This window comes from Amycolatopsis sp. Hca4 (genome assembly GCF_013364075.1).
In the GTDB taxonomy this organism is placed as follows: Bacteria; Actinomycetota; Actinomycetes; order Mycobacteriales; family Pseudonocardiaceae; genus Amycolatopsis.
Genome location: NZ_CP054925.1, coordinates 5,622,636 through 5,633,367, shown reverse-complemented (window position 1 = coordinate 5,633,367; position 10,732 = coordinate 5,622,636). Strand labels below are relative to the sequence as shown.

The window sequence follows — 10,732 nt, the reverse complement described above, 5'->3', positions numbered from 1 at the left end:
CGGCTGTCCTCTCGGCGCTCTCCCACGCCGCGGCCCCCGTGACGTCTAAGGGGTCGGTGAACAGCTCGTCGAACCCAACCTCACCGAACCGGTCACCCCCGATGCCGGCAGGAAATCGATGCGGAGCATCGTCAAACCGATGCTCCCGTCGCCCGGCAGCTCCTGGATGTTGAACACCGCGTTCGCCAGCGCCGTGCCGTCCGGTTTGCGCACCGGGGACACGTACCCCGCCGGCACCGGGCTCGGCGGGTTCGCGATCCCCGACAGCCCGCCGTACGTCCACGTCGCGTTCGTCTGCGTCTGGGTCCCTTCGCACGTCACCGTGAAGGTCGACAACCTCACGCGGGGCCCGCCCGCCGGCACCAGGGCCGACAGCTCGAAGTTCTTGCCCGTCGCCGTCGACTTCGACGGCGTGCACGACGATGTCCCGCCGCCGAACGTGATGCCCGGCCTGGTCACCGCCTCGGCCGTGGTGCTCGTCGGGCCCGTTGCCGAACACGCTCCCTGCTCCGGGACCGTCACCGTCGAGCCCGCCTTCGTGAACGACGCCGCTCCGATGCTCGCCACCCCGGGTGATGTGGCCGCCGCCGCAGCCGGTGGTGCCGCCAGGCCTGCCACCACCAAAGCCGTGACGATCTTGCTGCGCATCCGTTGTCCTCCTCCGCCGAGCGCTCTTCTCCCGCCTGAATATCCGCTCGCCGGAGACGTCCGTTGCGCCCGGAAACTCCGATCACCCTTTCGAGGATCGGGAACCACCCGGTGGCGGTGTCATGTTCGTCACCGTTTCCGCTGGACAGCGGGTAAACGACCGCGCGGCGCAGCCACTACGCTCAAAGGGCAACCGACCGGTGCACGAGTAGAGCGGAGCCGACGTGTCTGTGCCTTCCCCAGCCCCCGGGGCGGGATCCCTCCCCGCTGCGCCGGGCGGCGCCCTCGACGACCTGCGGGCGTCGGTCGGGCTGCAGATCGCCGACGAAACCCTGCTGCGGTCGATCGCCGGCGGCTTGACCGAGGTCGAGAAGCTGCTGCGCGAGGTCGTCCGCAGTGACGTCCAGGCCGTCAACGACGCCGCGTTGCACCTGGTCGAGGCCGGTGGCAAACGTTTCCGTCCGCTGTTCACCCTGCTCTCCGCCCAGTTCGGCCCCAAGCAGGACGACCACGTCATCATCGCCGCCGCCGCGGTCGAGCTGGTGCACCTGGCCACGCTCTACCACGACGACGTCATGGACGAGGCCACCATGCGCCGCGGGGCCGAGAGCGTCAACGCGCGCTGGGACAACACCATCGCCATCCTCACCGGCGACTTCCTCTTCGCGCACGCCTCGCGCCTGGTCGCCGACCTCGGCACGGACGCCGCGCGGATCATCGCCGAGACCTTCGGCGAGCTGGTCACCGGCCAGATGCGCGAGACCGTCGGCCCCGGCCCGGGTGACGACGCCGTCGCGCACTACCTCACCGTCATCGCGCAGAAGACCGGCTCGCTGATCGCCACCTCCGGCCGGTTCGGCGGCATGATGTCCGGCGCCGCCGAGGAGCACATCGAGGCGCTGCGCCGGTTCGGCGACATCATCGGCACCGCCTTCCAGATCTCCGACGACATCATCGACATCGCCTCGCCCTCCGACGAGCTCGGCAAGGCGCAGGGCACCGACCTGCGCGAAGGCGTCCGGACGCTGCCGATGCTGTACGCGCTGGCCGACCCGGAGACCGACCCGCGGCTGGCCGAGCTGCTGTCCGGCCCGATCGGCGACGACGCCCTGGTCCAGGAGGCACTCGAGCTGCTGCGGGTCAGTAGCGGACTCGATCGCGCACGCGTCACCCTTTCCGACTACGCTCAGCGCGCGCGAGCCGAGCTCACCGCGCTCCCCGCGTCGCCCGCCAGGGACGCGTGCGAGTCGGTCGCCGACTACCTGGTCGCGCGCACGCGCTAAGCACTTAACAGGGGCAGGAAAAGATGTCCATATTCGGACAGGTCTGGCTGTGGAGCCTCGCCGCGTTCTTCGTCGGGGTGCTCCTCACCTGGCTGGTGCTCGTGCTGCCGCTCCGCAAGAGCGTCCGCCGGCTGGAGAGCGCGCTGGCGCAGGCCCACGCCGACGCCGCGCGCACCCCGGCGAACGCGGCAGCGATGGGTGGCACCGAGGCGTTCCGGCGGCCCGAGCCGGAGCCCGAGCCGGAGCCGGAACCGACCCGCCAGGAGACCTCCTACCCCGGCACGCTGGTCGCCGCGCCGCCGATCCACCGCGACGACGTCCACGACGACATCGACGAGGACTTCGCCGAGCTGGACGCCCAGGTGCCGTCGCGGATGCCGCCGACCGAGCCCTTCGTCCACGCACCGGAACCGGAGTCCGAGGAAGCCGACCCGTACCGGAGCGCGGCCAGCCAGTTCCTGGCGCCGGACGACGAGCCGGAGCCGGAGGACGACGACCCCTACCGCGCCACCGCGACGCAGTACCTGGCCCCGGTCGGCGACGCCTTCGAGGACGACGCGGAACCCGAGTCGCCCGCGCTGTCGCGGCTCGAGCAGAAGCTGGACCCGGAGCCCGCGGGTTCGCTGTTCCAGCCCCCGGCCGGCGAGGCGGCGGCCACGCCGGACTGGTTCGACGACGAGCTGCCGTCGGAGCGCTCGGCGTTCGAGGAGCCGGTGGAGCGCACGCGCTACATCGGTGAGCACCCCGGTTCCGTCCGCAAGGAGCAGCCGGAAGACGCCGAGCCGCCGCAGTACGCCTTCGGTGGCGAAATCGCGGAAAGCGACCTCGACGTGCCGCCGGAGACCCCCGCCGAAGCCACGCAGGTGCTGCCGAAGCGGCAGCCGCGGGAGGCGGTGCGCGGCGGGTTCGACGCGCCGCAGCCGATCCAGCCGTCGATGCGGACGGTCGAGCGCCGCGAACCCGACCTGTCCGGCGCGCACAGCGGTTCGCTGTTCGAGCCGTCGGTCCAGCCGAACCAGGCCGCCGCCGGTGTCGCGGCGCCGGAACCGCCCCCGGCCCGCCAGGTGGCGGGGGAATCGGTCCCGCCGGGCCCGTTCGGCCCCGGTTCGGCGATGCCGCGCCCCGGCGGCGGAGCGCCCAGCGACAGCTTCGCCGTGAAGGCCAGCGTGACGGCGCTGCGGTACTGCACCGAGGAATCGGCGCAGTTCCCGAAGATGGTCGCCGAGGTCTGGTTCCGCACCGCGGAGGACGCCGAGCGCGTCGGCTTCCGGCCGCTCAGCTGACCGCCTGGAACAGGACAAGGGCCGCGCCACCGGGATCGGTGACCACCACCAGCGAGCCGAACGGCAGGTCGGTGCGCTCGCGCACCAGGGTTCCGCCCAGCTCCAACGCTTTCGCCGCGGCGGCGTCCACATCGGACACCGGCGCGTAGGGCAGCCACTGCGGTGCCCGGTCGTCGCCGGGGGCCAGTTCGGTGAGGCCGCCCCACGGCGCGCCGCCGGCCGTCAGCAGGGTGTCTTCCGCCTCCCAGCCGAGCAGCTCGGCGAAGAACCGCTTGCTGCCCGCCGGGTCGGCGGTGCGGACGTCGAAGAACACGAACGGTGATTCAGGTCGCATGGCCTAAAACTTAGGACATTTGTCCCAACCGTGGCAAGCCCGGAAACGCCGAAGGCCGCCATGCACCGGGCATGGCGGCCTTCGGGAAGAGCGGCGGGTTACGCGACCGTCCAGGTGTCCTTTCCGCGCAGCAGGCCCTGCAGGTCCGGCTTGCGGGCCGCGCGGGCCTCCTCGACCTGGGCGCGAGCACCGTCGTCGTACGTCGGGCGCTCGACCTGGCGGAGGATGCCTGTCGGGACGTGGTTGAGGTTCTGGTCGCCCAGGCGCGACAGCGCGAACGCGTAGGACGTGTCCGTGATCGACGGGTCGTGCACCACGATGTTGTCTTCGCCGATGTCGGCGACCTTGGCGACGTCCAGGCCGCCCCAGTCGCCGCGCTTGACGCCGAACTCCTGGTTCGGGCCGAAGCGGATCGGTTCGCCCGCGCGCAGCGGGATCAGCCGCGTGGCGGCCTCGTCGGCGTCCTTGAGGACGTCGAACGCGCCGTCGTTGAAGATCGGGCAGTTCTGGTAGATCTCGACCAGCGCCGAGCCGCGGTGCTGCGCCGCCGCCTGCAGGACCTCGGTCAGGCCCTTGCGGTCGGAGTCCAGCGCGCGCCCCACGAACGACGCTTCCGCGCCGATCGCCAGCGACAGCGGGTTGAACGGCGTGTCCACCGAACCCATCGGCGTGGACTTGGTGACCATGCCCTGCCCGGACGTCGGGGAGTACTGGCCCTTGGTCAGCCCGTAGATCCGGTTGTTGAACAGCAGGATCTTGATGTTCACGTTGCGGCGCAGCGCGTGGATCAGGTGGTTGCCGCCGATGGACAGCGCGTCGCCGTCACCGGTGACGACCCACACCGACAGGTCCGGGCGCGTGGTGGCCAGGCCGGTCGCGATCGACGGCGCGCGGCCGTGGATCGAGTGCATGCCGTAGGTGTTCAGGTAGTACGGGAACCGCGACGAACAGCCGATGCCCGAGATGAACACGATGTTCTCGCGCTTGAGGCCGAGTGTCGGGAGGAACGACTGGACCGCGTTCAGCACGACGTAGTCGCCGCAGCCGGGGCACCAGCGGACTTCCTGGTCGGACTTGTAGTCCTTGGCCTTCTGCGGCTCGTCGGTGGTGGGCACGAGGTCCAAGCCACCGAGGTTGGGTATCCCCAGATCGATCGCGGTCATCGTGCCGCCTCCGTCGTGACGCTGGTGATGATCTCCGAGAACAGGTTCTGCAGCTCTTCGGCCTTGAAGGGCAGCCCGGCGACCTTGGTGTGCGAGTGGACGTCGACCAGGTACTTCGCCCGCAGCAGCAGGGCCAGCTGCCCGAGGTTCATCTCCGGCACCACGACCTTGTCGTAGCTGCGCAGGATGTCGCCCAGGTTGGCCGGCAGCGGGTTGAGGTGGCGCAGGTGCGCCTGCGCGATCGGCAGGCCGAGCTTGCGCACGCGGCGGCAGGCCGCGCCGATCGGGCCGAACGAGCCGCCCCAGCCCAGCGCGAGCACGCGGGCCTTGCCGCCGCTCGGGTCGTCGACGACCAGGTCGGGGACGTCGATGCCGTCGATCTTCGCCTGCCGCAGCCGGACCATCTTGTCGTGGTTGTCCGGGTCGTAGGAGATGTGGCCGGTCCGGTCGGCCTTCTCCAGCCCGCCGATGCGGTGCTGCAGCCCCGGGGTGCCCGGGATGGCCCAGGCGCGGGCGAGGGTCTCGGGGTCGCGGACGTACGGCCAGAATTCGCCGGAGTCGTTGTCCGCGTTGGGTTCGGTGGCGAACTCGACGCGCAGGTCGGGCAGCTCGTCGACGTCCGGGATCAGCCACGGCTCGGAGCCGTTCGCGATCGCGCCGTCCGAGAGCAGCAGCACCGGCGTGCGGTACTTCAGCGCGATCCGGGTGGCCTCGACGGCCGCGTCGAAGCAGTCCGCCGGCGACAGCGGCGCGATGATCGGGACCGGCGACTCGCCGTTGCGGCCGAACATCGCCTGCAGCAGGTCGGCCTGCTCGGTCTTGGTCGGCAGGCCGGTGGACGGGCCACCGCGCTGGACGTCGATGACGACCAGCGGCAGCTCGACCATCACGCCGAGGCCGACGGCTTCCGACTTCAGCGCGACACCCGGCCCGGACGTCGAGGTGACGCCGAGCGCGCCGCCGTAGGAGGCGCCGAGCGCGGCGCCGATGCCGGCGATCTCGTCCTCGGCCTGGAAGGTGATGATGCCGAAGTTCTTGTGCTTGGACAGCTCGTGGAGGATGTCCGACGCCGGGGTGATCGGGTACGTGCCGAGCAGGATCTGCAGGCCGGAGCGCTGCCCGGCGGCCACGATCCCGTATGCGAGCGCGGTGTTGCCGGTGATCTGCCGGTAGGTGCCCTGGGTCAGCTTCGCCGGGGCGACCTGGAACGTCGTCGCGAACGACTCCGTGGTTTCGCCGTAGTTCCAGCCCGCGCGGAAGGCGAGGATGTTCGCCTCGGCGATGTCCGGCTTCTTCGCGAACTTCTCGCGCAGGAACCGCTCGGTGCCCTCGGTCGGCCGGTGGTACATCCAGGACAGCAGGCCGAGCGCGAACATGTTCTTGCAGCGCTCGGCGTCCTTCTTGCCGAGGCCGGTGTCGGCGAGCGCGCCCTGGGTCAGCGTCGACATGGCGACCCGGTGCACCTGGTAGGGCGCGAGCGTGTCGTCGTCGAGCGGGTCGGTCGTGTAGCCGACCTTGGTCAGGTTGCGCTTGATGAACTCGTCGGTGTTGAGGATGATCGTGCCGCCGTGCGGGACGTCGCCGAGGTTCGCCTTGAGAGCGGCCGGGTTCATCGCCACCAGCACGTCCGGCCGGTCGCCGGGGGTGAGGATGTCGTAGTCGGCGAAGTGCACCTGGAAGCTGGAGACGCCGGGGATGGTGCCCTGCGGCGCGCGGATTTCGGCGGGGAAGTTGGGCATCGTCGACAGGTCGTTGCCGAACGCGGCGGCTTCGGAGGTGAAGCGGTCGCCGGTCAGCTGCATGCCGTCACCGGAGTCGCCCGCGAACCGGATGACCACCCGGTCCAGCTTGCTGACCTCGGTCGGCCTGGTTGCGGCGAGCGAGCCGTGGCCAGCGCCGTTGCCGTTCGCACTCGTGCTCATGGGTCAGGGATTCCCTCTCTCCCGACGGTACGGCTTCCGTTCGCCTGCCGGTGCCGCGGCTGCGTTCACCAGGTCTACTCCCGAGGTTAGCTCGCCCTCAACACCGATGTTGGTAGTGTCCCGGCTGTTGGTCGACCTCTTCGTTGCTTTCACTGTCTCTTCGCAGGTACGCCGGATACCTGTAACTGATGGTAACGGGTAGCGGCTGCGCGGCGTTGTGATGCGTGTCTCCCGGAAGAGTAGAGCGGCCCGCTTGAGTCACGGCCGAGAACGGATCCGGTCCCGGAGCTGGGAAAGCCGTTCGGCGAACTCCGGTGAGGCCAGCGAGGCCAGCTGCGGCCGGATCTCGACGTCGACGGCGTCGCTGTGCCCGGCCAGGCCCGCGGTGGTCCGGAGACTGCGCTTGGTGTCGATCAACGCCTGCCGCGGAGCGGAGACGGCGGGGTGAGCCAGCTCACGCGCGGCCGTCAGCAGTTCGTCATGGCCGCCGCCGACCACGCGCAGCGCCAGCCCGGCGCGCACCGCGCCCTCGGCATCGAGCGGCTGCCCGAACAAGGTCATCGCGGCGGCCTGCTGCGGGCCGGCGAGCCGCTGCGTCATCCAGGTCATCCCACCGCCGGGGTGCAGCCCGAGTTCGAGGAACCGGGCGACGAACTTCGCCCGCGGCCCGGCCAGCCGAACGTCCGCGGCGAGAGCGAGGTTCAGCCCGGCCCCGACGGCGGCACCCCCGACGGCGGCGATGGTCGGCAGCTGACATCGAGCCACGGAGAGGAAGCCTTCGTAGATGGCGCGAAGGCCGGCTTCATCGGCGCCGGCGAGGGCATCGAGATCGGCACCGGCGCAGAAGGCGGGAGGAGTCCCGGTGACGACGACGGCGTGCACGGATTCGTCTCGCTCGGCGGCCTCGACGGCTTCTTTGAGCTGTGCGGAGAGGTCGAGGGTGAGCGCGTTGCGGCTGCCGGGAGCGTCGACGGTCAGCAGGGCGATACCGCCGGAGTGCTCGCTGACGATGCGGTCGGTCATGTGTTCAGCGTGGCAGGCTGGTGGCATGGGGGAACTGATCGGGGTGCTGCTGGCCAACCTGCTGCCGATGATCGACATGACGGAGCTGTTCGGCGCCCGCCGGCGCCGGACCCGGGCCGCGGCGTCGGCTCGCGGGGAGCGGGTCGAGTACCCGTGTGTGCTGCGGTCGGAGGAGCTGACGTCGGGGACGGAGCGGCGCGGGTGGCTGGTGGTCGGCGACGGGCCGGTGCGGTGGCGGTGGTCGCGGGCGGAGCCGGTGGTGTTCGAGCCGGGGGAGCTGACGATGCAGGCGGTGGACCGGCAGGCGGTGACGTTCCACGCGGGGGCTGGGCGGACGGAGCTGCGACTGCATCCGGACGAGGCGGGGGCGGTGTTGCGGGCGCTGGGTCGGTGAGGTGGGCTACCGGCGCTCGGTAGTGGGGTCGGGCCTGCGGCTTCCGGTGGTGGGGTTGGGCTTTCGGCCCGGGTAACGGGGAGCGGTCTGCGGGGCCCGGTGGTGGGTTGGGCTCTCGGCCTTGAAGGAGGTCGGCCCTCCCGCTCCCCGTGGTTGGGTTGGGCCCGGGCCCCGGTATGGAGTCGGGCCCGCGGCTTCCAGCGGTGGGGTGGGGGGTCTGCGGCTTCCGTTGGCGGGTTGGCCTGCGGCTGCCGCCGGTGCGGTCGGCCTCCGGCCCCCGGTGACCATCGTATCGGCGAGGTCCGACGGTTTCGTGGTCTCCGCGGCTCGGGTCGCTGACTTATCCACAGTGCCGCTGACCTGTGCATAAGTGCCTTGCGAACGGTCGGAACCGTCGGTCCCGGCCGATAGGCTGGATACCGGGGGCCGGAGGCGTGCGTTGTCGTCCCCACGACCGGCCACGAGCGCCCGAACCTCGGCCGGCGCCGACGCCTTGGCCCTCGGTCGTGGCACGGAGCTCCCCGCAGCAGCCGCCGACCCCGCAGAGCGGCCAAGGCCGCGCATTCGAAGGCGCCGGCCGGTCCGCCGCACTTCGCCCGCGTCCGAACGCCGGCCCAGTCCAGCGCATCCGCGCCCGCGCGGTTCCACAGTCGTCCGTGTCACCACCCACCAGCGGCCGAACAAGTCAACCGTGCCGCGTCGGGCGGTAGGTCAGCACCTGCGTGTGCCCGTCGAACGTCCGCGTCTCGACCAGCTCGAGATCGAAGTCAGCCACCCCGTCGAACACCCGGTCCACCCCCGTCTCCCCGGAAAGCACCGGAAACACCGTCAGCTCGATGAAGTCCACCAGACCGGCGTTCAACAGCGCCCGGTTGAGCATCAGACTCCCGTGCGACCGCAGCGGCACCTCCGACGACGCCTTCAGCCGCCTGACCACCTCGACCGGATCGCCGGCCTCGATCGTCGTCCCCGGCCAGTCGAGCGGCTCGGTCAACCGCCGGGACAACACCGTCACCGGTGCACCGAACATGCTCCTGATCCACTCGTCGCCCTCGAAGCCCGAGCCCAAGAACGGCGCGTTGGACGAATACGTCCGCGCCCCGAGCACCATGCGCAGCGGGCCGCGGTAAGCCGCCGCGCGGTGGGCCAGGAACTCCGGTCCCTGCTTGCCCCAGTAGCCGCCCCAGTCGCCGTTGTGGTTGGCGAAGCCGTCGAGCGTCGAAAAGATGTCGAACGTGTAAGTCATCGGAGCTCCTCGAAGCGGTAAGCGGGTCTCACCTCCGCTACGAACGCCGCCGTCCCGATCCGACACCCTCACTGCTCCGGCGTCGGCGGGCGCTCCAGCAGCCGGGACAGCACCACCGTCGACACCGTCCGGTCCACGATCTCCAGCCCGCGCAGCCGCTCGAGCGCCGTCTCCAGGTGGTGGATGTCCGCCGCCCGGAGGTGGACGATCGCGTCCGCCGCGCCCGAGACCGTGTACGCCGCCACCACCTCCGGCAGCGGCTCCAGCCGGGCGCGGATCCGGGCCGGTGTGATGTTGCCCTGGCACGTGACCTCGACGAACGCCTCCGTTCCCCAGCCCAGCGCCTCCGGGTCGACCACCGCCGTGAAGCCGCGCAGGATGCCCGTCTCCAGCAGCCGGTCGACCCGCCTCTTCACCGCCGGGGCCGACAGGCCGACCACCTTGCCGATCTCCGCGTAGCTGGAGCGCGCGTTCGCCACGAGACACGAAACGATTCGCTGGTCGATGGTGTTCACACGCAACATTTAGCACAGATGTGCGCAGCGAACAGCGATTGATTGCGAGATTAGGCGCCCCTTACCCTGCAATCATGCAGGCGATGCGCGTACCGACCACCCGTCGATACCTCATGTGCCCGCCGCGCTTCTTCGCGGTGGACTACGTGATCAACCCCTGGATGGACCCCACCCAGCCGGTCAGCGCCGACAAAGCCGTCGCCCAGTGGACCGAGCTGCGCGACACCTACCGCCGCCTCGGCCACACGGTCGAGGAGATCGAGCCCCAGCCCGGCCTGCCCGACATGGTCTTCGCCGCCAACTCCGGCACCGTCGTCGACGGCCGCGTGCTCGGCTCGCGGTTCCGCGCCCCGCAGCGCGCCGCCGAGGCCGAGCACTTCCGCCGCTGGTTCGTCGAGCACGGCTACCGCGACATCACCATGCCCGAGAAGGTCAACGAGGCCGAGGGTGACTTCGCCTGGACCGGCTCCCTGCTGCTCGCCGGCACCGGCTTCCGCACCGACCCGGCCGCGCACGCCGAGGCCCAGGAGGTGCTCGGCGTCCCGGTCGTCTCGCTGCAGCTGGTCGACCCGCGCTACTACCACCTCGACACCGCGCTCTTCGTGCTCGCCGAGGCGACCGACACGACCCGCGCGCAGATCGTCTACTACCCGGACGCCTTCTCGGCCGGCTCGCGCCGCGTGCTGGAGCGGCTCTTCCCCGACGCCGTGCTCGCCACCCGGGAAGACGCCGAGTGCTTCGGGCTCAACGGCGTGTCCGACGGCCGCAACGTCGTCCTCCCCGTCGAGGCCACCCGCCTGGGTGAACTTCTCGCCGCCCGTGGCTACGAGCCGGTCTACGTCGACATCTCCGAGCTGCGGAAAGCCGGTGGCGGCCCGAAGTGCTGCACGCTGGAAATCCGCAAAGGGTGAATAACGACAA

At 70.8% G+C, this 10,732-nt stretch carries 11 protein-coding genes; 4 read left to right on the top strand and 7 right to left on the bottom strand.

What is annotated here, in order from left to right; translation table 11 throughout:
* Positions 1 to 45: 45 nt before the first annotated feature.
* Positions 46 to 648, bottom strand: coding sequence for a hypothetical protein (locus HUT10_RS24690; RefSeq protein WP_176173377.1), 603 nt, complete (start codon positions 646 to 648; stop codon positions 46 to 48).
* Between the two features lie 230 nt (positions 649 to 878).
* Here HUT10_RS24690 and HUT10_RS24685 point away from each other — a divergent pair, with 230 nt between their 5' ends.
* Together HUT10_RS24685 and HUT10_RS24680 are read left to right on the top strand one after the other, a co-directional pair.
* Positions 879 to 1,931 (top strand): polyprenyl synthetase family protein, encoded by a 1,053-nt coding sequence (locus HUT10_RS24685; RefSeq protein WP_303247030.1) that lies wholly within the window; start codon positions 879 to 881, stop codon positions 1,929 to 1,931.
* Positions 1,932 to 1,954: 23 nt separating this feature from the next.
* Entirely contained in the window at positions 1,955 to 3,214 is a 1,260-nt protein-coding gene (locus HUT10_RS24680; RefSeq protein ID WP_176173376.1) for a hypothetical protein, read from the top strand.
* Here HUT10_RS24680 and HUT10_RS24675 read toward each other — a convergent pair.
* The 4 genes from HUT10_RS24675 to HUT10_RS24660 form a co-directional block, all read right to left on the bottom strand.
* The gene (locus HUT10_RS24675; RefSeq protein ID WP_254897015.1) at positions 3,207 to 3,548 is read right to left on the bottom strand and encodes a VOC family protein; all 342 of its coding nucleotides are present in this window, start codon (positions 3,546 to 3,548) and stop codon (positions 3,207 to 3,209) included. The genes HUT10_RS24680 and HUT10_RS24675 overlap by 8 nt on opposite strands.
* Before the next feature lie 98 nt (positions 3,549 to 3,646).
* Complete coding sequence (locus HUT10_RS24670) at positions 3,647 to 4,711, bottom strand: 2-oxoacid:ferredoxin oxidoreductase subunit beta (RefSeq protein ID WP_176173375.1); 1,065 nt, start codon at positions 4,709 to 4,711, stop codon at positions 3,647 to 3,649.
* Positions 4,708 to 6,633 (bottom strand): 2-oxoacid:acceptor oxidoreductase subunit alpha, encoded by a 1,926-nt coding sequence (locus tag HUT10_RS24665; protein WP_176173374.1) that lies wholly within the window; start codon positions 6,631 to 6,633, stop codon positions 4,708 to 4,710. The genes HUT10_RS24670 and HUT10_RS24665 overlap by 4 nt, the downstream gene beginning before the upstream one ends.
* A gap of 258 nt (positions 6,634 to 6,891) precedes the next feature.
* Positions 6,892 to 7,656 carry an enoyl-CoA hydratase gene (locus HUT10_RS24660; RefSeq protein ID WP_176173373.1) on the bottom strand — a complete coding sequence of 255 codons (765 nt, stop codon included), beginning with the start codon at positions 7,654 to 7,656 and terminating at the stop codon, positions 6,892 to 6,894.
* Between the two features lie 25 nt (positions 7,657 to 7,681).
* Between HUT10_RS24660 and HUT10_RS24655 the strand changes: the two genes are divergently transcribed.
* The gene (locus tag HUT10_RS24655) at positions 7,682 to 8,050 is read left to right on the top strand and encodes a hypothetical protein (protein WP_176173372.1); all 369 of its coding nucleotides are present in this window, start codon (positions 7,682 to 7,684) and stop codon (positions 8,048 to 8,050) included.
* A gap of 685 nt (positions 8,051 to 8,735) precedes the next feature.
* Here the strand turns inward: HUT10_RS24655 and HUT10_RS24650 are convergent.
* Both HUT10_RS24650 and HUT10_RS24645 read right to left on the bottom strand, forming a co-directional pair.
* A complete protein-coding gene (locus HUT10_RS24650) occupies positions 8,736 to 9,296 on the bottom strand; it encodes a dihydrofolate reductase family protein (protein WP_176173371.1) in 561 nt (186 codons plus the stop codon).
* A gap of 68 nt (positions 9,297 to 9,364) precedes the next feature.
* On the bottom strand, positions 9,365 to 9,811 hold the full coding sequence (locus HUT10_RS24645; protein WP_033261465.1) for an Lrp/AsnC family transcriptional regulator: 447 nt from the start codon (positions 9,809 to 9,811) through the stop codon (positions 9,365 to 9,367).
* Positions 9,812 to 9,885: 74 nt separating this feature from the next.
* Here HUT10_RS24645 and ddaH point away from each other — a divergent pair, with 74 nt between their 5' ends.
* A complete protein-coding gene (gene ddaH, locus HUT10_RS24640) occupies positions 9,886 to 10,722 on the top strand; it encodes a dimethylargininase (protein WP_254897014.1) in 837 nt (278 codons plus the stop codon).
* The last annotated feature ends 10 nt before the right edge of the window (positions 10,723 to 10,732 follow it).